At 41.8% G+C, this 24,378-nt stretch carries 19 protein-coding genes; 14 read left to right on the top strand and 5 right to left on the bottom strand.

From position 1 onward, the window contains the following. Positions 1–90 precede the first annotated feature (90 nt). The 5 genes from DWW91_RS14875 to DWW91_RS27855 all read right to left on the bottom strand — a co-directional run bounded on the left by DWW91_RS14875 (position 91) and on the right by DWW91_RS27855 (position 3,441). The gene (locus DWW91_RS14875; protein WP_046145394.1) at positions 91–870 is read right to left on the bottom strand and encodes a LytTR family DNA-binding domain-containing protein; all 780 of its coding nucleotides are present in this window, start codon (positions 868–870) and stop codon (positions 91–93) included. Then, positions 863–1,900, bottom strand: coding sequence for a sensor histidine kinase (locus tag DWW91_RS14870; protein ID WP_046145395.1), 1,038 nt, complete (start codon positions 1,898–1,900; stop codon positions 863–865). The genes DWW91_RS14875 and DWW91_RS14870 overlap by 8 nt, the downstream gene beginning before the upstream one ends. Before the next feature lie 15 nt (positions 1,901–1,915). Next, positions 1,916–2,548: an outer membrane beta-barrel protein gene (locus tag DWW91_RS14865; RefSeq protein ID WP_122328175.1), complete on the bottom strand. Its 633-nt coding sequence runs from the start codon at positions 2,546–2,548 to the stop codon at positions 1,916–1,918. Between the two features lie 15 nt (positions 2,549–2,563). Then, positions 2,564–3,211: a DUF4136 domain-containing protein gene (locus DWW91_RS14860; RefSeq protein WP_048315384.1), complete on the bottom strand. Its 648-nt coding sequence runs from the start codon at positions 3,209–3,211 to the stop codon at positions 2,564–2,566. A gap of 68 nt (positions 3,212–3,279) precedes the next feature. Beyond that, complete coding sequence (locus tag DWW91_RS27855; RefSeq protein WP_167769554.1) at positions 3,280–3,441, bottom strand: hypothetical protein; 162 nt, start codon at positions 3,439–3,441, stop codon at positions 3,280–3,282. 227 nt (positions 3,442–3,668) lie between these two features. Between DWW91_RS27855 and DWW91_RS14855 the strand changes: the two genes are divergently transcribed. The 14 genes from DWW91_RS14855 to DWW91_RS14790 all read left to right on the top strand — a co-directional run bounded on the left by DWW91_RS14855 (position 3,669) and on the right by DWW91_RS14790 (position 24,235). Next, the gene (locus tag DWW91_RS14855) at positions 3,669–4,238 is read left to right on the top strand and encodes an RNA polymerase sigma factor (RefSeq protein ID WP_046145398.1); all 570 of its coding nucleotides are present in this window, start codon (positions 3,669–3,671) and stop codon (positions 4,236–4,238) included. Between the two features lie 92 nt (positions 4,239–4,330). After that, entirely contained in the window at positions 4,331–5,317 is a 987-nt protein-coding gene (locus DWW91_RS14850; protein ID WP_122328174.1) for a FecR family protein, read from the top strand. A 152-nt stretch (positions 5,318–5,469) separates the two neighbouring features. After that, a complete protein-coding gene (locus tag DWW91_RS14845; protein ID WP_122328173.1) occupies positions 5,470–8,862 on the top strand; it encodes a TonB-dependent receptor in 3,393 nt (1,130 codons plus the stop codon). 13 nt (positions 8,863–8,875) lie between these two features. Continuing rightward, positions 8,876–10,540, top strand: a complete 1,665-nt coding sequence (locus tag DWW91_RS14840) for a RagB/SusD family nutrient uptake outer membrane protein (protein ID WP_046145399.1) — start codon at positions 8,876–8,878, stop codon at positions 10,538–10,540. A 37-nt stretch (positions 10,541–10,577) separates the two neighbouring features. After that, positions 10,578–12,317 carry an alpha-L-fucosidase gene (locus tag DWW91_RS14835; protein WP_052716650.1) on the top strand — a complete coding sequence of 580 codons (1,740 nt, stop codon included), beginning with the start codon at positions 10,578–10,580 and terminating at the stop codon, positions 12,315–12,317. A gap of 11 nt (positions 12,318–12,328) precedes the next feature. Continuing rightward, on the top strand, positions 12,329–14,275 hold the full coding sequence (locus tag DWW91_RS14830; protein WP_046145400.1) for a hypothetical protein: 1,947 nt from the start codon (positions 12,329–12,331) through the stop codon (positions 14,273–14,275). Positions 14,276–14,652: 377 nt separating this feature from the next. Continuing rightward, positions 14,653–14,859, top strand: coding sequence for an HU family DNA-binding protein (locus DWW91_RS14825; protein WP_046145401.1), 207 nt, complete (start codon positions 14,653–14,655; stop codon positions 14,857–14,859). A gap of 30 nt (positions 14,860–14,889) precedes the next feature. After that, positions 14,890–17,259, top strand: a complete 2,370-nt coding sequence (locus DWW91_RS14820; protein WP_122328172.1) for a TonB-dependent receptor — start codon at positions 14,890–14,892, stop codon at positions 17,257–17,259. 64 nt (positions 17,260–17,323) lie between these two features. After that, a complete protein-coding gene (locus tag DWW91_RS14815; RefSeq protein WP_122328171.1) occupies positions 17,324–18,406 on the top strand; it encodes a sensor histidine kinase in 1,083 nt (360 codons plus the stop codon). After that, positions 18,396–19,463, top strand: coding sequence for a sensor histidine kinase (locus tag DWW91_RS14810; protein ID WP_122328170.1), 1,068 nt, complete (start codon positions 18,396–18,398; stop codon positions 19,461–19,463). Before DWW91_RS14815 ends, DWW91_RS14810 begins: the two co-directional genes overlap by 11 nt. Then, entirely contained in the window at positions 19,460–20,173 is a 714-nt protein-coding gene (locus tag DWW91_RS14805; protein WP_122328169.1) for a LytTR family DNA-binding domain-containing protein, read from the top strand. Before DWW91_RS14810 ends, DWW91_RS14805 begins: the two co-directional genes overlap by 4 nt. Before the next feature lie 67 nt (positions 20,174–20,240). Beyond that, positions 20,241–22,325 (top strand): right-handed parallel beta-helix repeat-containing protein, encoded by a 2,085-nt coding sequence (locus DWW91_RS14800; protein ID WP_122328168.1) that lies wholly within the window; start codon positions 20,241–20,243, stop codon positions 22,323–22,325. Positions 22,326–22,342: 17 nt separating this feature from the next. Next, positions 22,343–23,101 (top strand): tRNA (guanosine(46)-N7)-methyltransferase TrmB, encoded by a 759-nt coding sequence (trmB, locus tag DWW91_RS14795; protein ID WP_122328167.1) that lies wholly within the window; start codon positions 22,343–22,345, stop codon positions 23,099–23,101. 24 nt (positions 23,102–23,125) lie between these two features. Further along, entirely contained in the window at positions 23,126–24,235 is a 1,110-nt protein-coding gene (locus tag DWW91_RS14790; protein WP_044214807.1) for an Mrp/NBP35 family ATP-binding protein, read from the top strand. The last annotated feature ends 143 nt before the right edge of the window (positions 24,236–24,378 follow it).

Raw genomic sequence — 24,378 nt, 5'->3', positions numbered from 1 at the left:
AAAGCATATAACGACACAAATAAATGAATAAAACGACACTTACAGGTTTGCTTTTTGACAAATCTATATTCATTTATGCGCTTTTTTAATTCAATAGTTCAGCCACAGCTTGAAAGCACTGATCTTTTCACGGCTGACAATAATCTTATCTTTAAAAGGAGGAATAACTTTCACGACAACTTTTCCCAGGAAATAAGATTCTATTTTTTGGATAGCCTGTACACTAACTATCGTTTGCCGGTTTGTCCGGAAGAAGCGATCCGGGTCCAGCTGCTCGCACAACTTATCCAGAGACAAGTCTATTATATGTTCTTTATTCTGATTAGTTACGGCAAAGGTTATTTTATTTTCAGAATAGAAATAAGCAATATCATCCACCTGCAACGTAAATAGTTTGTCCTCCCCCGAAATAAGGAAACGGGTTCTGTATTTCTTTGCCGGATTGGTTATATTCTGAAGTATCTCCAGGATATCTCCTTGCTTATTAAACTCTTTATAGAATTTGGAAGTAAGCTTTTCATATTTCTCCAAAGCTTCGCCCAGCCGTTCCTTATCGATCGGTTTCAACAGGTAATCGATACTGTTCGCTTTAAAAGCACGGATCGCATATTCGTCGTAAGCCGTAGTAAATACGATCATGCTCTCCGGATTCGCCTGTTCGATAAAAGAAAAGGAAACGCCATCGGTCAGTTGGATATCCAGAAAGAGGATATCGGGATGGGGATTATCCTGATACCACTTTACGGCACCTTCCACATTGCCCGGCAAAACCAGGATCTCCCATTCAGGGCGCAACTCCGTCAACATTTTGTTCAGCAAACGTGCCGCCGGGATTTCATCTTCTATGATGGCTGCTTTTATCTTATTCATTTAATAATGGGATTTTAACGGTAAAACATTTAGAATCATTCTCTATCGATATATCCTGATCGCTAACCAGTTTACAACGGGTAGATAAATTCTTCAGTCCGGTACCCGACTTGACAACATTCTGCTTGAGCCTTATTTCATTGCTTACCACTAATTTCTTTTTATCATCCGATGTACTCAGATAAATCGTCATCGGGTTATCCGAATTGATTATATTGTGTTTAATCACATTTTCAGTCAGTAGCTGCAATGTGAAAGACGGTATTTTCTTTTCCAGCAAGGAAGGATCGATCCGGTTATCCACATGGATACAATCCCCCAGCCTCACTTGATGAAGGAAGATAAAAGATTTCAGGAAAGTCAGTTCCGAACGCAAAGTGACCTGCCCCTCCTGCTGGCTTTGCAGAATATAACGGTAAACGTCCGACAGACGCTGGGTGAACACAACTGCATTCTTTGGATTATATTCTATTTCCGAAATCAGCGTATTCAGGTTATTAAAAAGAAAATGGGGATTCAACTGATTCTGCAAAGCGATATACTGTGACTTTATCGCACTCTCTTCCAGCTTATTCGCTTTTTCATGGAGAACGATCAACTGCCTGTAGAAGTTAGCCACCATCGTAAGACAAACAATCACCATCTCAACCAGCCATACCACAAACATCATCCGGAAGCCGGCTCCCTTCAACACAAACGGCGAAGGTATCTCCAATAATACTTTTACGACAGAAGACAGCAGATAGTTTATCAAAAACAAAAGTCCCGCCATCAACAGGCAATTGATCAGTAACTGATTATTCCTTTTCATCAGGACCTGATAGCTTTTCCGCTGCCATTCACTGATAAGGATAATACTGAACCCGATCACATTAAAAACAAATACAACCAACAGGAAAGCCCAGAAAGAAATCAACACGTTCTGATGCTGCGGTGAAAGGTCCGAATAAAGCACCAGAAACAAATGTGAGAAACAGGCTAATCCCGAGAACAGGAAAAAGTTGAAAAAATGGTTGTATTTGTTTTGCATTATTTGTTGGATTGATTAGAAGCATAAACCGACACGAAAACCCAGATCGTTCTGCCCGTTCATCGAGTAGGTCAGCAAATCTGTCTGGTTGGTGGCATAGCTGTAATACAGAGCCACATGGAAGCCAAAACGCTTATCCGGTACGGGATAAATATTCACTCCGACCTCCGGAGAGACATAGAAGCCCCAGGGATTTGAATAATAACGGACAGTCGTCATGTAACTGGAGTTCTCCGCATACATCGCTCCCAATTTCACTCCGACATACGGCTTCAGATAATCATTATGTCCGAGACGGTAGGAAGTGGAAAGACCGAAAGGAAGCTGGAAAGCCGACAATTGCTGGTCGGTAGTCAGCGATTGGGTCGGCGACAATTGCAATGTCTGGCGGTCCACATATTTATGATTGGTATGGAAACTCAGAAATGCTCCCAACGACCAGCGCGGAGTCACATAATAACCGGCTTCGAAATTCATACCCCAGCCACTGATCTTATCTGCAAAATCAGTACTGATAGGTGCGTTCATCTGCCAGTCCACATTAAAATGAAGGTTATCTTCCACCTGTGCCTGTCCTTTCAAACAGAAAACGGACAGTATCATCAACAATATGAATTGTTTCTTAAAAATGTATCTTATCGTTTTCATAATCTTCCGGATTTATTATTTATCAGTATACAGTATATTAAGGTAAGGAGATTGTTCGAAGGCCTGTTCCACAGCACGAAGCGTCAGCTGCATGTCGATACGCGAATTGTTATAGACCAACCCCGAAGCATAAGCATGCCAGATAACCGGCAGATCGACTTTCTTATTCTGATCGGCAGATTTAGCTGTCAGGTCAACCATTTCCGCAACAAACGTCCCGGTGTCATAACTATAGGAAACCGGATAAGGATAATACCAGTCATTCCAGAACGGGCCCCAGAAACCGGCACCCCACCAACCATAGCCGTAACCGTAACCCGGAGTTATGATCTGCGTAGTCTGCTGTGCATAGGACAGTTGCAAGCCGATATCGGCTTTTTCTTTATCATCCACACGGATATATCCCCGGTCGTCCATCTCGGCAACCACCTCGCTGATGATCTTTTGAGCATTCTCGTCTTTCCAGTATTGGGCTTTCATACCGCCACCGGCGACCAGAATACTGTCAGGAAGATAATAAGAACTGAATTTGTTAAACTGAATGCTGTTATCATAATTCGTATAAACAGCATAATCGCTGTCGAGCTTATTCAGATCGGGATCTTTTTCGCAAGAAGAGAATAAAGCCGTAACAGCCAAAGCAAATAAAAACAACTTCTTCATACGTCTTTAAATTTTAAGTAACAGAATTAATTCAATACACACAACGAATGTTTTTAAAATCCATCCGATCATCTATTAATAACCAGTCCTGCCTCTTCAAATAGAGACTTATCCAAAATCTCCGGAATCACTTTTTCGTCTTCCACGACTGGTTTACTCTCTGCCTGTACCGACCTATAGTCGGCACACGTAAACGAAGCTAACAACCCCAACAGTAATGTGTTTGCCATTTCTCTCTACTATTTTAATCCTCCAATCATTCATTTCAGTACAAACATATTATATAGACGTAATACAAACTTACTTTATTTTGCCGAAACGTATTTTTTCGCTGCTGAAATGTTAGAATATTCATCTGAACTTAAAAACACAAACTTGTAATTGTCAAATTATAGCGTATCTTTGTACAAAATCATACATGAAAAACTAAAAAACCAAAGATATTCAATAGGTACCGATGGAGCAAGATATTGAACTTATCAAACAACTACAGAAAGGCTCATATAAAGCATTTAATTGTATCTATGAGAAGTATTTCGACTTGTTGTATGGATTCACTTTTCAGTTAACTCATTCACATGATTCCGCACGCGAACTAGTCCAAGAGACTTTTATAAAAGTCTGGATATATCGCGACAAAATAGACCATTCGCTTTCTTTCAAAGCTTGGCTCTACAAACTAGCCCAAAATCATTTTTTCAATTTAGTGAAAAAACAATTCAGTACTCCTCTTTTTGAAAACTATCTCAACTACAATGAAGACGAACGGTTTACAACAAGACAGCCAGATGAATCATTCGACTTTGAGGCATTCAACCATAGCCTATCCTTCGCCAAGAAAAAACTTTCTCCCCGCCAATTAGAAGTCTTCGAATTATGCAAAGAACAAGGATTATCTGCAAATGAAGTTGCTCAGAAACTAAATATATCCGAACAAGTGGTCTACAATTACCTTTCACAGGCATTAGCATTACTACGAACAGAAATGATGCCTTTCTATACATTATTACTGATTTTCTTTTCTTGATTTCTTTTTGCATTTATGCTATAAAACATATCTATTCACTGATTAGATTTTTATCTCTGGGTTGTATCTCTTATAAAACAATATTGTAACAGATGGATCAAAAAGAGATAAAACAACTATTTCGTAAATATCTAGACGACCAACTCTCGTCTGAAGAAATCATACGCCTGAAAATATTGATTGGGGAAATGGATGAAAGCACCTTTACCAACAATTTATATCCGCTATGGGAAAGTTTTCAACCTTCTGGTCATCATAATCGGGAAGCATTTGATGAGATTTCAAAAAATCTGAAAACGACCATTAACCCAGTCAAGAAAATCAGTCTGATTAATTATATTCAACGAAGTGCCGTAGCGGCTTGCCTGCTGATTCTAATCGTATCCACTTATTATTTTTACAATGAAAACAATAGTATATTAACACTAAATACTCAAGAACATAAAATCAGTACGGAAAATGGAGAACGTGCTTCTGTAATTTTACCGGATGGGACAAAAGTTTTTTTGAATGCCGGAACCATTTTATCATATCCCGCGTTGTTTGATAATAAGCAAAGAGCAGTTTATCTGGAAGGGGAAGCTTATTTCGAAGTAAAACATAACGAGTCGGTTCCTTTTATCGTCCAAACCTCCACTGCAAGTGTAAAAGTTCTTGGCACCACCTTTAATGTGTATGCTTATTCGAACAAAAGATGGTTTGAAACGACACTGATATCCGGACAAGTACAGGTAACAATGCATAAATCGCCGGATAAACCCGTCATTCTATCACCGAATCAGAAACTCAGATACAACAGTCAAACCGGAAATTTCAATACATCAAATACAGATTTACGGCTGGAAACGGCCTGGCACAAAGGGGACTTGATCTTCCGTTCCGGGCATATCAAAGAAATCTTTGAACAGATCGCTACATTTTATGGTATTCATTTCCATATAGAAGGGAATTATCCTGAAAAATTATTTACAGGTAACTACCATGAAGAAGATGTAAATCTGGTATTAAGGAATCTACAGCAACATTACGCATTCACCTATCAAAAGAAAGGAGATGATATATACATAAAATTTAAGTAGTAACCTTTAAAAAGAAAAAACTATGGATACATCGTGAAAGAAAAAGAAGCCGGAGAATGTAACAGATTCCCCGGCCGAAAGGTTAACACCCCAAACGAGTCATTTATAAGCCGTAAGGCACTAAGTATCAACCTTTAGTTATAATTAATTCTATGATATTACAAAAAAACGAATCGAAAACAGTGCATAAAGATACTATTTTACGATATACGTATCTACTTATCACAGCTGTTTTTTTATTATTCCCGACGACTATTTTTGCTCAGGGAAGCAAAGTATCCCTATCCGCAAAAAATGCTTCACTGAAAGAAGTTCTAACGGACATAGAGGCTAAAACAACGGTCAGGTTCTCATACATAGACGAAGATATTAAATCTCCGAAAGATATTACATTCGTCAAAGAATTTCCGAATGTGGAAACATTACTCAACTGGCTTCTCCCTCCCAGAAATCTTGAATTCATTCGCACAGGAAACACTATTGCCATAAAAAAGAAACAACCCGGTCATAAAAACAGGGAATTGACAGGAATAGTTACTGACGAAAAAGGAGATCCGATCATCGGAGCAAATGTTGTTGAAAAAGGGACTACCAATGGGACAGTAACTGACATAAACGGTACTTTTTCAATGACAGTTCAAGGTCGAAACGTCCTCACAGTTTCATACATTGGCTATATTTCTCAAGATATACCGATAAACAATGCATCCACACTAAATATCCGATTGAAAGAAGACAGTGAACAGCTGGAAGAAGTCATTGTCGTTGGATACGGTTCAATAAAACGAGTCAACGTATCAGGAGCTATATCATCCGTCGATTCTAAAATATTCGAATCACGACCAATACAAAATGCAGCAACCGCTTTACAAGGAGAAATTCCCGGCGTTACAATCACCCGCAACAGCGGTACTCCCGGAGGAGATACCAATATCCGCATCCGCGATATCTCATCTATCAACGGAGGAGAACCTCTTATTTTGATCGATGGTGCCGAAGGTACACTTTCGGATATAAATCCTTCCGATATAGAAAACATTTCTGTACTAAAAGACGGAAATGCTGCAATTTACGGAGCAAGAGCTGCTGACGGCGTCATATTAGTAACAACTAAAAGCGGAAAAAGAAACCAACCATTAATAGTTTCTGTGGATGCCTATTATGCACTGAAAAAACCGGCTTTGATGAAAGAAACTGTCAATTTATACCAATACGCAGAAATGGGATTGGAAATAACCGATGGCTCGTGGACTTCTGAATATACAGCCGAAGATTTACCCAAAATTGCAGCAAACAGTCCGGAAATTGTACCTAACGGCATCTGGGGCATGTATCCCAAATTCTATCAATATGTAGATAAGAAAAAAGAGATTATAGGCAACGGAGGACAACAATACTATAATATTAACATGGCCGGTGGCGGAGAGAAATACAGCTACTTACTTTCTTTAGGATACCAACAGGAACAGGGTTTACCTAAACTCGGGAAAGACAAGGACAATCGCTATTATGTAAGAGCAAAAACAGATATCGATCTGCTGAAAAATCTGAATCTGGATCTGAATCTCGCTTACGAAACATCCGACCGTTCTTATTCTGCCGCTATTGACGGCCGTGACGGGATTATTCGTAATATATGGGAAGGATTATCTTTTTGGGGACGTGTATGGGCACCTTTATATAATCCAGAAGGAAATTATTACACATTCCAATATTATCACAATCCGGCACAGTCCTTGGAAGAATTAGGCGATAAAAACAATACAAGAACCAATTTCACATTCAACTCAAAATTAACCTGGAAAGTCTTAGAAGGATTAAATATTACTGGACAGGCTATTATCCGGAAAAACGACAAAGATGAAAATGCGTTCTATAAAGTCGTCGACACCTATGACTGGGATAATAATATTGCCTGGATATATGGTAATCCCAATTACGCCAGCCGCCGATATGAAAAGACTTTATACAAAAACTTCACTGTTTTAGCTGACTTCAAACGGAGATTCAACGAGATACACGATTTAGGAATCATGATTGGAGGAGCCAACGAATCGTCTAATTATGATTGGTTTGAAGCGGCCCGTCAAGATTTTTCACAACAGGAAGTACCTTCCTTAAATCTGGGAAGTCCTGAGAACCAATATGCTACCAGCGGAGGAGAAGCCTGGACTATCAACTCTTATTTTGCCCGCTTGAACTATGTGCTCATGGATAAATACATCGTAGAAGCTAATTTCAGAGCGGATGCCAGCTCGCGTTTTCATCCGGATTACAGGTGGGGATATTTCCCCGGAGTGTCTGTTGCCTGGCGCCTCAACGAAGAAAAATTCATAAAAGATTTGAACATATTCGACAATCTAAAAATCCGTGGTTCATATGGAGAAATGGGAAATCAATCCGGTATCGGACTTTACGACTATATTCCGCTCATCAGTATAAGTAATTCCTATTATCCGTTCGGCAAAGGAAACCGTGCTTCTTTGTCGTATGTGAACAGCATGGTTTCTCTGACCCGCTCTTGGGAAACTGTCGCCACTTACGATATCGGAGCTGATCTCGGATTCCTGAATAACAGACTGACTGCATCTGCCGACTTTTTCAAGAAGATCAACAATAATATGTTGATACCAGTCACCTATCCCAGCATACTGGGAGCTGATGCTCCTATGACAAACAACGGACGGCTTGAAATCAAAGGATGGGAACTCACGTTAGGTTGGCAAGACAAGCTGGGTGACTTTGGTTACTCCATTAAGGCCAGCATTAGCGACGCCCGAAATTTAGTAGTTGAGAAAGGTGGTTCCGACGCTTACACACTCGGATTAAATAAAACCCGTAAAGGATATCCGCTAAATTCTTATTTCGGATACGAATTTGATGGAATCATTCAAAATGAGCAAGAACTGGAAGCATATAAAGCCCAATTCGCTAAAGGCGGCGTTCCGGGGAATTTACGAGTAGGCGATGCAAAATACAAAGATTTAAACAAGGATGGTAAATTGTCTTTATTCGGTGACGATGGTAATGATGGCGATGCAAAATATCTGGGCGATATGAACCCTCGTTACAATTTCGGATTAAACGTCAGCTGTAATTACAAAGGCTTTGACTTTTCATTTTTCCTGCAAGGAGTCGGAAAGAGAACCCTCTTTCTGGAAGCAGAAGCGAGCCGTCCATTCTATCAATGGTGGTTCGATCCGTTGGAATACTGGTATGGAAAAACATGGACGGAAGAACGTACAAGCGCCCAATACCCTGCAATCACAGTGGACCAAACCCGTGCCGGATATAATTATGCTACGTCCGATAATACCAGATTCAATGCGGCTTACATGCGTATGAAGAATATGCAACTAGGATATTCTTTGCCTCAAAATTTGCTCAAGAAAGTTCATCTTGAAAAAGTTAGGTTCTATATCAGTGGAGAGGATTTATTTGAGATCCATAATGTCCCCGGAGGATACGATCCTGAAAACACGGGATATTATGGCAGTTATCCTTTTACCCGTATGTTTTCTTTTGGTACGAATATTATATTTTAAAATGGAAAAAACGATGAAAAAGCTTATTATATATTTTTTACTCTGCAACTTTTTACTCAGTTGCCAAGATATAAATCAGTTACCCAAAGAGAATCTATCTGATCCTTTATACTGGAAAAGTCAGAACGATTTTAAAACAGCTTCAAACTATTTATATAGTGTTGCTTTGGAAGGATACAGTACAAGTTACACACTCGACTACAATAGTGATATAGCCTATGCTTTGAGTTCTAACGGAGAAAGTAACGGATCATGGATTGCCCCCGACAACGATCCAGAATGGGATGATGCCTATAAACATATACGCAATTCTAATATCATAATTGAAAAATATGCGTCTTATCAAGGTGATAAAAATGAGATCCAGGTATATGAGGCGGAAGCTCGTTTTTTCCGTGCCTATCAATACTGGAAACTTGTAAAACGTTTCGGAGATGTACCATTGATTACTACCGTATTAGATGTTGACTCAAAAGAACTCATGGGGCACAGAAACGACCGGAAAGAGGTGGAAGATTTCATATTGAAAGAACTTCAGGACATATCCTCATTCCTCCCTAAACAAAATGAACTGACAGATACGGACAAAGGGCGGATTACCAGTGGAGCAGCCCTGGCCCTAAAAGCCAGAGTCGCATTGTTCACCGGTACCTGGGCCAAATATCACAACCATAGAAACGACGTATCTCAATTGCTTGAACAAGCCATATCGACAGCTAATAATGTGATCGACAGCCAACAATATTCTTTGTTTGAAGGAAAAGGGAACGATAGCTATCGCTATCTGTTTATAGAAGCAGGCGACGATTCTGCAGAAGACATACTCTCCAACAGATACTACAAGAATATTCGTACTCATAATGCCTCCAGTCAATTTGCCTGGGGGTGGTGCGGAACTCCTACCCGAAAAATGGCTGATATGTATTTATGTAAAGACGGTCTTCCGGTAAACATGTCGACTGAGTTCAAAGGATATGAAACTATCGGCAGCGAATTTGAGAACCGTGATCCACGCATGATACAAACTTTTTTGATACCGGGAACGATCTATTCTGATTTTGAACAGGGGAAATCATCTACCGCCTGCCCTCCAAAATTTTCAGACAGGCCGGAAACAAGAACCGGGTACAAATTATGGAAATTTATCGGAGAAGAAAAAGGACAGGATACACAAGCAGAGTATGATTACCACGTAATTCGTTATGCAGAAGTATTATTGATACTGGCAGAAGCTACATTTGAGAAAGACGGAGCTGTTTCCGACGAAATTCTGGATAAAACAATCAATGTTATTCGAAATCGGTCCGGAGTTAAAATGCCGCCATTGACCAATAAGTTTGTTTCCGACCATCAGTTAGACATGCTTACTGAAATACGCCGCGAAAGAACTGTAGAACTAGCATTCGAAGGATTCAGAAGAGATGACCTCAGGAGATGGAAAACGGCTGAAACAGAGTTAAAGCAGGCCATCAAAGGAATTAAATACAAAGGGACAGAGTACGAATCATTAGGTGTATTGAACTCCGGGAATCCCGGATTAGTGGATGAAAACGGTTTTCTAATCGTGGAACCGGCTGGCGACCGGCAGTTTATCACAAACAAACACTACTTATATTCAGTACCGCTGATACAATTACACCTAACCCCCAACCTGGCACCCAATAATCCCGGATGGTAAAATACAGATAAAGAATAACTAAAATAAAAATGATAAGATGAAAATCAAATATACTATTTTGTTCCTATTCATATTTATCTCTCATGCTTATGCACAAATAAGTCCGGAGCAGTTACCTAAACCAAGCCCTGTACAATTAGCATGGCATGATATGGAACTGACAATGTTCATACATTTTGGACCAGCAACCTGGCAAGATCAGGAGTATGACGACCTTTCAACTCCGTTATCCCAAATTAATCCGACACAATTAAACACTGATCAATGGGCAGACGTTGCAGTTTCCTATGGTGCAAAAATGATCATATTTTGTGCAAAACATACAGGCGGATTCGTTTGGTGGCAAACAAAAACAACAGATTATGGTGTAAAAGAAATTCCTTGGAAACAGGGAAAAGGAGATGTTCTGGCAGAATTAGCGGCCTCGTGTAAAAAACGAGGCCTAAAGCTAGGTATTTATCTGAGTCCGGAAGACCGTTATTTAGGAGCTGGCATGGGAGGAAAAATAGCTGATCCGGTTAAGCAAAAAAACTATGAACAAATCTATCGTAAACAGCTAACAGAATTGTTAACAAACTATGGCGATATATATGAATTATGGGTCGACGGCTCACTGGTCTTCAATATAGAAGACCTGATAAACAAATATGCGACTAAAGCCGTAATACTGCAAAGTACGGCAGCAACCATCCGTTGGGTTGGAAATGAAACAGGCTTTGCCCCCTATCCGGCATGGAACGGAATCAAAGAGGCAGATGCCAGATCAGGAAATTCAACAGCATCCCACAGTAACCCTAATGGAAATGTCTGGCTTCCGATCGAAGTCGATGTAAGTATACGCCGTCCTACCTGGTTTTGGAAAACCTGGAATGAAAAGAATTTACTGACAGTAGAAGAACTGATGAGAATTTACTACAGTTCAGTAGGGCGAGGATGTGTTTTTCTGATAAACGCATGTCCTGATACAACAGGTCTTATTGCTCCTGCCGAAACAAAACGTTTCGCTGAATTCGGAGAGGAAATCAGAAAACGCTTCGGCACTCCGATAAAAGAAACTCAAGGCAAAGGAAAAGAACTTGTTTTAAACCTTCATTCTTCCAAACAGATAGATCACATCCTATTAATGGAAGATATCTCCCAAGGAGAACGTATAAGAAAATTCACATTGGAAGGTAAACAAGGTTCCGACTGGAAGACTATTTTCCAAGGTTCCGCAATAGGACATAAACTAATCGTACAAGCTTATCCTCGTCAATTTTACGAAACGATTCGAATAGTAATAAACGAGTCTGTCGGAGAACCTCTTATAAGAAAAATGGCTGTTTATAACACTGGAACACCGCCTGTGGAAATTCCTAAAGTAAAAGACAACTGGAATTTACGCCATGTTGGTTCCTGGGATATAACAAATAACAATGCCTACCTTTTTGACGAAAAGATAGACTTAACCTCCTATTGCACAGCAGCGGAACAATATGAACTAGCCTATGTAATCAAAGGGGGAAACATTCAAGATGCCATTTTTTCATACGATTGGGCTAATACCGGCAAATGGGAGGATAACATTAAAGAAAAAGACAGGCTCATTATAGAAAAAGTAGACTTGTATTTTTCCGGTGTCGAATCAAACCAGTATTTACATTCAAATCAAGGATTCTCTAACAGGATTGTATTCAATCTCACCGGTATTCCGTCTGAATTATTGGTACAAACGAAGATTCACATTCCTGCGGGACTGAATGGTGCCCAAATAGAAGTATATCTTTTACGTAAATAAATAATATAAATATGATCAAGTATATTGTAATAATCGGCTATCTATTATTCGGACATTTTCTCGTTCATGCTCAAAAAAAAGCTGATCCAATACATTACAACGTTGAATTGGATCTGCATAACAAAGGGAAAATATTCGAAGGAATAGGTGCATTAAGTGCCGGAGCTTCTACACGACTGCTAAAAGATTATCCGGAAGAGCAAAAGAAAATTATCCTCGACTATCTGTTTAAACCTTATTTTGGGGCATCACTTCAACATCTGAAAGTTGAAATAGGTGGTGACATAAACTCCACAAGCGGGACGGAACCAAGTCATGCAAGGACCCGACAAGAATTATTAAATCCTCAAACAGCATATTATAATCGCGGATATGAATGGTGGTTAATGAAAGAAGCTAAAGGCAGGAACCAGTCCATTTATTTAGATTGTTTATGTTGGGGAGCTCCCGGATGGATCGGAGATGGGAAATATTATTCTGACGACAACATCGATTATATCTTATCTTTTATCAAAGGTGCTAAAAAATATCATGGATTAACTATCGATTATACAGGAATCTGGAATGAAAGAATGCATAATATCGACTTTGTAAAAAAGCTAAAACAGGCACTCATCCAAAATAACCTAGAAAATGTCAAACTAATCGGCTCAGATCAATGTTGCGGAGCTCAATGGACTATCGCAGATGAAATGCTAGTCGATCAGGAGTTAATGAATGCTGTTGATGTCATCGGCGACCATTATATAGAAACAAACTTTGATTACAAAAGTACACCGGCAGCCCGAAAAACAGGCAAACCGCTATGGAATAACGAAGGCGGTCCATGGAAAGGGAACTGGGAAGGTTTTGCCGCTTTAAGCAAATTATACAACCGTGATTATATCATAGGAGGAATAACAAAAACTATCACTTGGAGTTTGATTACCAGCTATTATGAAAATCTAGCATTACCTAATTCAGGTTTAATGAAAGCAGATAGTCCTTGGTCCGGTTATTACGAAGTGGAACCTGCTCTTTGGGCTGTTGCTCATACGACACAATTTGCACAACCCGGATGGCATTATGTAAATGGCACAGGATGTGGCCTTTTGCAGGATAGCACTATTAGTTATGTCACATTAGTATCCCCATTATCCGTTAATGATTTCAGTATTATTGTTGAAGCTATCGATTTAAAAACAACAACCAGTATTACTTTTAAATTACCCAAAGGTCTCAATGCTAATTCCTTATCTGTATGGAGATCTGTCATGAAGAAAGAATCTTTTATAAGACAGAAAAATCTGGTAATCAAAAATAACACGGTCACTCTCCATGTTGAAAAAGGAGCCGTTTATTCATTGACAACAACCAGTGGACAACAAAAAGGCACATCTGACATTCCCATTATTAATTCGTTTCCTTTTCCTTATTCTGAAGACTTTGAAACAATTCCTACCGGAAAAAGTGCGCCTTATATATGTGATCAGGGAGGTGCATTCGAAGTTGTAAATCGCACAGATAACAAAGGACATGCTTTACGACAAATTATTACTCGTCCCGGCATAGAGTGGGAAGGAGCAGTCATTAATCAAACTGTTGTAGGGAATCAATATTGGCAAGATTATACAGTCAGTACTGATGTCTGTTTTGTCGAACCGTATAGCTATGCGTCATTGAGCGGAAGACTGACAGAAACACATCGTTCACATAAACTCCCTGAAGCATATATTTTAAAACTAGAATCTTCCGGTTTATGGAGTTTAAATGCAGCTGAAAAAGTTTTATCCAAAGGTATAATCAACCTCTTGGGAGACTGGCATAATCTAAAATTGGAAATGAAAGGTGATTCGATTAAAGCCTACATCAATCAGAAAGAAATTGCATCTATTTCCGATACGACTTATGTTCGGGGTATGATTGGTCTAGGGAGTAGTTTTCATCAAATTGATTTTGACAATATAAAAATATACTAATATTAAGATGGCGTTACAGAATAAGTCTTCTTATGCCAGAAATAAAAAGACTTTTCTGCAATGCCATATTCCCTCTTTTCTCTCACAAAACTTTCCAAACAGTTCTAACAACTACCACGTTCTACCAACCTTGATTTCTACAAGAACCGATTCTTTTCCCATTTTCATTTATCAATGATTGTCATTTTTTTTTCTGTTTGATATATAGACTTAAAAGATCTTTACTAAGGTATCCATCTCACCCAATGAATGGCGGGAATCTGTCTGGTCGACAATAAGAAGGATTCCATATACTGGAAAAGCACTTCCGTCTACAAATTAAAAAGCACTTTCCATTGCAGGCTACCTTCGTGGCATAATCATAAAAACAAAAAGAGATGAACAAAAGAGAAGTTATTGCAACAGTAGCAGAGAGGTCGGGAGTCAACCCGGAGGATTGCGCCAGAGTATTAGACTCGTTTGAAGATGTTTTCACGGAAGAGATAACCGGGAGCAAATGGAAAAATGCCGTCTTTGAACAGATATACGGCCTGCTGAGTCTTATCAAAGAAAAGAAAAACAATAAACAAAGCAACCTTTCATAGTAAGTAACAAACCTATCAGACAACTAATATATGTATCGTACAATACTCTTTTTACTCCTTTTTATCAGCCTGTTATCGCAGGGCAAAGCGTATAGCCAGAAAACAACCGGCAACCAGCCGTCGCAGACTATCCGCGGAACAGTTATCGACAAAGCATCCGGTCATCCGATGCCTGATGTAACGATCATGCTTTCAGATATGCCGGGCACAGGCACTACAACGGACGAGCGCGGACAATTCGTTTTGCCGGAGATCCCGGTAGGACGGCATAACGTACAGGCTTCTTTTCTTGGATACGAACCTGGTATCTTCAGCGAAATACTGGTAACATCCGCGAAGGAAGTATATCTGGACATCTCACTGAAAGAAAACGTCAACGAATTAAGCGAAGTCGTTGTCCGCCCACAGATCAACAAGGAACAGCCTCTCAACAAAATGGCGGCTACCGGTGCCCGGATGCTCAGTGTGGAAGAAGCCAGCCGCTATGCCGGAGGACTGGATGACCCTGCCCGCCTGGTGAGTTCGTTTGCCGGAGTAGCAGCCAATCTGTCCAGCAACGGAATATCCATCCACGGGAATGCCCCTCACCTGCTGCAATGGAGAATGGAAGATGTGGAAATACCGAACCCTAACCACTTTGCCGATATATCCATACTGGGCGGCGGTATCTTATCATCACTCAGCAGCCAGGTTCTGGGTAATTCCGACTTCTTCACAGGTGCCTTTCCCGCCGAATACGGGAATGCCGTTTCCGGTGTATTCGACATGAAGCTGCGTAACGGGAACAACCGGAAAATGGAGAACACCTTTCAGGTTGGTATATTGGGGATAGATGTCGCTTCGGAGGGCCCTCTAAGCAAGAACCACCAGGCTTCCTACATCTTCAACTACCGCTATTCTACCACCGGACTTCTCAACAGCATTTATCCCGGCCTCGACATGGGCGGTACGCTTAATTACCAGGATCTGAATTTCAAATTCAACATTCCGACACGTAAAGCCGGTACTTTTGCCGTGTGGGGAACCAGCCTGATCGACAAATACGAAAATGATTTCGAGGACGATCCGCTGGAATGGGAACATACCCGGGATAATTTCCAGTCGACAGCCAAACAATATATGGCTGCCGGAGGGATAAGCCACCGGTACTTCTTTCCAAACAATGCGATGTTGAAAACAACTTTAGCAGCTACCTATTCCGGTATGAATGCGACAGAAGATGCCCATGCAGCCGATCACACCGTCACTCCATTCACCTATCAGAAGAACAACACGACGAACCTGACCCTGACATCTTCCTACAACCGGAAATTCAGTGCACGCCATACCAACCAGACAGGTTTCACCTATACCCGTTTATTCTATAATATGCGTCTAAACCTGGCTCCTTTTGAAACGGCCCCGCTAAATACTCTCTCAAAAGGAAAAGGACAGACCGACCTGATCTCAGCCTACACCAGTTCCTCTTTCGGTATCACAGACCGGCTTTCGGTAAATGCCGGCTTGAACAGCCAGGTTCTGACGCTTAATAATAGTTGGACTCTCGAACCCCGGTTGGGAATAAAATGGGCTCCGACCACTAAGTCTTCGTTTGCCCTGGCATATGGCTTGCACAGCCGGATGGAAAAGATGGATGTCTACTTTGTCAATTCCAAAAGCACCGGAAAGGAATCCGTAAATAAAGACCTCGACTTTACCAAGGCTCACCATCTGATGCTGACATTCGGCTATAAATTATCCGACAATCTGCTTCTTAAAGTCGAACCTTATGCACAATTCCTGTACGACGTTCCGGTTATTGCAGACAGCTCCTATTCCGTATTGAACCGAAGAGAGTTTTATGTGGAAGAGGCTCTCGTAAACAAAGGAAAGGGACGTAATATCGGGGTAGACATCACACTGGAACAATATCTGAACCGCGGATTCTATTACCTGGTCACAGCCTCTGTTTTCGATTCGAAATACAAAGGAGGAGACGGCGTCTGGCACAACACACGGTTTAACCGCCGATTTATCCTTAATACGTTGATCGGCAAAGAGTGGATGGTAGGTTCCAAAAGACAGAACATATTAAGTGCCAACGCCAAATTCACCCTGCAAGGAGGAGAGCGTTATTCTCCCCTCGACCATGCAGCAAGCCTGGCACATCCCGACAAGGAAGCACTATATGACGAAACAAGGGCTTATTCCGAACAGTATCCGGTCATGTTTATCGCAAACTTTACGGTCAGCTACAAAATAAACAGAAAGAAAGTAGCACACGAGTTCGCCATCAAGGCATTGAATGTAACCGGAACGGAAGAATATTACGGTTATCACTACAATCTGAAAAGCGGTGTGATGGAACGGAACAGGAACAGCATTCCTATCAGCAATATCAGTTACAAACTAGAATTCTAACCGGTATGCAAACAGATGCCAAATAAAATAGTAATTTCGGACAGTCTAAAGAGTAAGCCGCTGTATGGTCGACAACAAAATGAATAAACAAACTTTCTTATACCAGTTCCTGATTGAACCCAGATACAGGATAGCCCGTCATATTTTATTGCTCGCGGCTGTAACAGCCGTATCGCTCAACCAGAACATCTATACCTTTGGGGCCAGAATAGAACAACTGGGAAATCAGGTCTACCTGGCCGGGCTATGTACCCTGATCTCCTATTTCATTGTAGGCTATCTGCATCTTTATCTGTTAGTTCCCAAATTGCTGCTGAAGAAAAAGTATCTGGCCTATATCCTTTGCTCTTCCGTGTCCGTCTTATTGCTCATTTTACTACGATATGTACAGGAATACTGGATATTCACCTCATCCGGTATTCCTCCCGTCAGAGGTTCTTACCTTAATATGGTAAGCATCCTGGATAGTTTATCGGATTATATGCTGAACATGATCTGTATTACCGGTATATCCATGACTGTCCTGTTAAAACATTGGATGACAGAAAACCAGCGTGTAAACCAATTGGAAAGAAAACAGATACAATCGGAAGTGGATAACCTGAAAGAGCAGGTGAATCCCTCCCTGTTGTTCAACACGCTGAACCGCACAGGGGTACTATCTAAAAGCGAACCCCAAAAGGCTGCCGATATGGTGCTCCGGCTAAGCCAGCTACTCCGCTATCAACTGTATGACGGGGCACGTGATAAGGTTCTGCTTAATTCCGAGATCAACTTCCTGACTCATTACCTGGCTCTGGAAAAGTTTTATTCGGACACCTTCGACTATCAGATCGTTTCCGACAAAGCATTGACAGGCGTCCTGATTCCTCCCCTGCTGCTTGTCCCGATCATCCAGTATGCCTTGAAAAGGACGGTGAAACAGGAAAAACGTCCTTCCATCCTGTTGCAAGCCGACCGGGAAGGAAAAGAGATACATATCACCTGCCGATTCGACGATTCGACAGAACCGGACATGAAAGAACTGGACAGCTTAAATACCCGCCTCGAACTTCTTTATCCGGAGAATTATTCTTTATCCGTCACGCAGGAAAAGACGACAGGTACAAGTACTGTTACATTAAAAATGAATACACATGGCAACTAAGACAGACCATATAGTACCCGATTTTCTGCTAAGTCCTCAGAAAAGGGTTTACAGGCATCTCCTGCTGCAACTGATCGTCTTCTTTATTACGATCAATGTGTTCTGGGATACACCGGATGAACTGATTATCACCCCGCCCAGAATCCGCTCCTGGATCGGTTATTTCCTGATGATCGACATGCTGATCTATGTCAATGCCTATGTACTGGTACCACGGTTCCTGCTCAAAGGCCGGTTTCTCCGTTACCTGCTCAGTTCAACGACCCTGATTCTGTTATGCATCATCATACTCGGTACACTTCAAACCCTTTTCGAAGATACCCGGTTCGAAAGCATTCCGCCCAGCCCATCGGTGATGTGGCTGAATATCATTTCTTCGACAGTCTCCTGCGGATTACTGGTTGCCGCCTCATCCGCCCTCGTCCTTTTTAAACACTGGATCAGCAACAACCAGCGCATAGACGAACTGGAAGCCGCCACCCTGCAATCGGAACTGAAATTCCTGAAAAGCCAGATCAATCCGCATTTCCTTTTCAATATGCTGAACAATGTCTACGTATTGATAAAAAAAGGACGCGACGAAGCGGCAGAAGTTTTATTCAAGTTGGAAGACCTGCTGCGTTACCAGCTTAACGACAGTTCGCAGGAAAAGATACAGCTCAATTCGGATATTCATTTTATGAATGATTTCCTGAATCTGGAAAAGATACGCCGGGATAATTTCAACTATATCATATCGAAAGAAGGTGATATAAATAAGGTATGGCTTCCTCCGCTCCTGTTTATTCCTTTCGTTGAAAATGCAGTAAAGCATAATACGGACAGCGAAAATGCTTCGTTCGTACATCTTTCTTTCATCGTACAGGATAATCGGTTGCTATTCCGATGCGAAAACTCCATACCGCTCCCGGAAGAGGAAGTAAAAGAGCCACGTATCGGTGGCCTGGGACTGAAGAATATCAGAAGGCGCCTGGAATTATTATATCCCGGCCGTCACTCGCTGGAAATCATTGAAATGAAACAAAGTTACACCGTTAATTTACAATTGGAACTATGAATTGCATAATCGTAGACGACGAACCGCTGGCCCGTGAAGCAGTGGAAATGCTGATAAATGAGACCGGACAACTGACGCTGGCCGGCTCTTTCAACAATGCCGCCTCAGCAGCCAAATTTATCCATGAGCACCCTGTCGACCTGATCTTTCTGGATATCCGCATGCCAAAGGTTACCGGACTGGAATTTGCCCGTACCATCCCGAAAAGCACTTTGGTCATATTTACAACAGCCTATGCCGAATATGCCATCGACAGTTACGAAGTGGATGCCGTCGACTATCTGGTCAAACCGATCATTCCCGAAAGATTTCAAAAAGCAGTTGAAAAGGCAATGGCTTACCATGCCCTTCTGCTGACCGGAGAAAAGGAAAACATTGAAAATGTAGAAAGCGAATTTATGTTCGTCAAGTCCGAACGCCGCTTCTTCAAAGTGAATTTCAAAGATATACTTTTTATCGAAGGGCTTAAAGATTATGTCATTATCCAGCTTCCCGACCAGCGTATCATCACCAAGACCAGTATGAAAGCAATCCATGAACTGCTCCCTAAAATATTCCTGCGGGTAAATCGCTCCTATATTGTCAATACCCGGCAGATTACCTCATTCGATAATAATGATATCTATATCGACAAATACGAAATAGCCATCGGAAACAACTACCGGGATATCTTCTTCGACGAATTTGTTGCCAAGATGGGAAGAATGTAACCCGCTGACGGATAAAGTTAAAATAAAATGCTATTTTTGTTAGGTTTAACGACAAGCTCTATTAATCATGAAAAGGCATTTATTCTTATATCTTTTATCCGTCTGTTCATCTGCAATCATTGCACAGAATACGATTTATGTATCTCCCGGAACGACCGGCATTCAAAAAGGGACTTCTGAATCTCCTTATGGGACAATTGAAGAAGCCCTGAAACAAGGACTTAATACTACCGGCAACGATACGGTTCATATCCGCATCCAATCCGGTTTTTATCCATTGAACCAAACATTACGGATAGATAAATCTCCTTCCGTACCGGTTGTTATTGAAGGAGAAGGGAAAGACAAGCCGGTAATCAGCGGGGCAATAACTCTCACTTCCTGGGAGAAAACTCCCGAAGGATGGTGGAAAACGCACGTCGATGAAGTTGCCCGTTATGGATTAAAGATCGAGCAACTGTACGTCAATGGAAACAGAGCCACCCGGGCCCGGACTCCCGATACCGGATGGTTCTTTGTGGAAAAAGCAGATGAGACCATTCATTATAAAGGGACGGGGCGTTCCCCGGAATATGCCACACAACGTATTCAGGCAAAGCCGGAAGATATGGTATCCCTGCAAGGTCTCTCCGAAGAAGAGTTGAACGAAGTAATGGTTATGTGCTATCATAAATGGGATAATACCCGTAAATATCTCTCCATGGCAATACCTGACTCCGGTTATTTTTTCCTGAACGGACAAGGGATGAAACCCTGGAACCCCATACAAAAAGGAAGCCGTTTCATCCTCGAAAACTACAAACAAGCCATGACGGCCGAAGGGGAATGGTTTATGGAGCCTTCCGGCGACTTATATTATATTCCCCGTAAAGGAGAAATCATGGAAACAAGCATCGCCCATGCCCCGGTTTTAAACAGGCTACTCACAATAAAGGGAGAAAAAGGCTATCCGGTCAAAAACATCACATTCCGTAACCTCTCTTTTGAACATTCAGGGTATGTCATGCCGAAGACCGGTAATGATCCGGCTCAGGCCGCTTCCCCTGTCGATGCCGCAATCCATCTCGACTTTGCGGATAATATCCGTTTTGAAAACTGTGAAATCAAACATACAGGAAACTACGCTATATGGTTCAGAAAAGCCTGTACGAACTGTAATCTGGAACATTCTTATCTGACTGACCTGGGAGCCGGGGCTGTAAAGATCGGAGAATATGAAACTCCCGATCCGAACCTTCTCACCAAAAAGATTACAGTCGATAACAATATCATACAGAAAACCGGATTTGTTTTTCCATGCGGGGTCGGTGTCGCCATTTTCAATTCTTCCGACAACAAAGTTACTCATAACGAAATATCCGATTTGTTGTATTCAGGAGTTTCCGTCGGCTGGGTCTGGGGATATGGGAAAAGCTACGCCGTTAATAATGAGATCGCTTACAATAATATTCATCATATCGGTTGGGGAGAATTGTCCGATATGGGAGCCGTTTACACATTGGGTATCTCTCCCGGAACCCGTATCCACAATAATGTAATCCATCATATTTATTCTTATGATTATGGCGGCTGGGGACTTTATACTGATGAGGGAAGTACCGGTGTCGTTATGGAAAACAATCTGGTATACGGTTGTAAAAGCGGAGGTTTCCATCAGCATTACGGAGAAAAGAATAGCATACGAAACAATATTTTCGCCTTCAATCATCATCAGCAACTGCAATTTACGCGGGTCGAAGAACATCAGTCGTTCAGCTTTACTTCCAATATCATACTAATGGATCACGGAGTATATCTGTCAGGTCCCTGGGACAAAGCAAACATAGATATGGACTACAATTGCTATTGGGACCTGCGTAACAATATGCCTCCCAAGTTTCTGGATAACGACTGGAATACCTGGAAAGGCATCAAAGACAAACATTCTATCATACAAGACCCTGCATTCAAAGATCCTTACCGCTTGGATTTCCATTTCAATAATCAAAAAGCGATCCGGAAAATCAGATTCAAACCGTTCGATTACGAAAAAGCCGGTGTCTACGGAAGTGATGAATGGATACAAAAAGCCCGGTTACCGAAAGAACGGGAAGACGAATTCGACAGGATCGTACGGGAAAGGGAAAAATCAGTATCGGCATTGTTTGAATAAAGTATTATCTTTGCAGCATGGGAAAAAATAAGTTAGCAAAGTTTGACGATATGGCGGGATATCCGCATGTTTTCCAGTATCCGTTTGCCGTTCTGCAAGAGAAAGGATTTGAATTGAAAGGACACTGGCATAAGGAGTTTTTCAAGAATGACAACCCGATTGTGCTCGAATTGGGTTGCGGTAAAGGTGAATATACGGTGGGACTGGCACACCTGTTCCCCGACAAGAACTTTATCGGCGTAGATATCAAAGGAGCCCGTATGTGGACCGGAGCCAAAGATTCCTATGACTCGGGAATGACCAACGTAGCTTTCCTGCGTACCAGTATCGAACTGATCTCACATTTCTTTGCAGCCGGCGAAGTAGCCGAGATATGGCTTACCTTCCCTGACCCGCAAATGAAAAAGGTAAACAAACGACTGACTTCCACCCGTTTCATGAAGATGTACCGCGAAATACTGTCAGGTGATGGCATCATCCACCTCAAAACCGACAGTAACTTTATGTACACTTACACCTGTGAAATGGTAAAAGCCAACAACTATCCAGTCCTGTTCAGCAACAACGACCTGTATCATTCGGGGTTGATAGACGATATTCTGTCTATCAAAACCTATTACGAACAACAATGGCTCGACCGCGGACTGAACATCAAATACATCAAGTTTGTTTGTGAAGAAAGAGACGAACTGGTAGAACCGGACGTAGAGATCGAGCTCGATCCTTACCGCAGTTTCAACCGAAGCAAGCGCAGCGCACTGGCTTCAGGCAAATAAGACAACCAATTATACAATCATATTATGGCTATATATCCTAAACTTATCATGGACGCACTTGCAAAAGTGCGCTATCCGGGTACAGGAAAAGACCTTGTCGAAATGGGCATGGTAGAAGACAACATACGGATCGAAGGCAATAAAGTGAGCTTCTCCCTCCTTTTCGAGAAACCCAACGACCCGTTTATCAAATCAGTCGTAAAGGCAGCCGAGACAGCTATCCTGACTTATGTCGGCGAAGATGTCGACATCAAAGGAAACATCGAAGTTCTGGCACGCCAGGCCGCACGCCCCGAACCGGACAAACTGCTTCCGCAGGTTAAAAATATCATCGCCGTATCTTCCGGTAAAGGAGGCGTAGGTAAAAGTACGGTTGCCGCTAACCTGGCTGTAGCCCTGGCAGGACTCGGCTATAAGGTAGGTTTGCTGGATGCCGATATCTTTGGTCCTTCCCAGCCTAAGATGTTTAATGTAGAAGACGCCCGTCCCTATATGGAAGAGGTAGACGGCCGCGAATTGATACAACCGGCAGAAAACTACGGAGTAAAGCTACTCTCAATCGGTTTCTTTGTAAACAAGGAAGATGCAGTTTTATGGCGCGGAGCTATGGCTAGTAATGCTTTGAAGCAACTGATCGGCGACGCCAACTGGGGTGATCTCGATTACTTCCTGATTGACCTGCCGCCGGGAACAAGCGACATCCACCTGACTCTGGTACAGACATTGGCTATCACAGGCGCTATCGTTGTCAGCACCCCTCAGGAAGTAGCCTTAGCCGATGCCCGCAAAGGTATCAGCATGTTCACCGGAGAAAAGATCAATGTCCCCGTTTTAGGATTAGTTGAAAACATGGCCTGGTTTACTCCTGCCGAACTTCCAGAGAACAAATATTACTTGTTCGGAAAAGAAGGAGCCAAACGTCTGGCAGAAGAACTGAATATTCCCCTGTTAGGACAAATCCCCATCGTACAGAGTATCTGCGAAGGAGGCGACAACGGAACACCTGTCGCTTTGAATCCCGACACGATCACCGGAGCAGCTTTCCGCGAACTGGCAGAAAACGTAGTCGAACAGATCAACTACCGCAACGACAATATGGCACCCACTCAACGGGTACATGTTAGTAAAAAGTAAAAAAGAGCAGGATTTCCGACAGGAGGTCCTGCTCTTCTTTTTGCCTGTATAGAAAATCAACACCTCAACCTTATCTAAAATCCCCTCACACCGATAGATGACCTTTACGAATTACAACTAATTAAAATGATCTTCTGAAAGGC

It is taken from the genome of Parabacteroides sp. AF17-3, assembly GCF_003635445.1.
Classification (GTDB): domain Bacteria; phylum Bacteroidota; class Bacteroidia; order Bacteroidales; family Tannerellaceae; genus Parabacteroides; species Parabacteroides goldsteinii.
The sequence above is the reverse complement of the archived record's forward strand: the minus strand, read 5'-3'. Positions and strand labels throughout refer to the sequence as shown.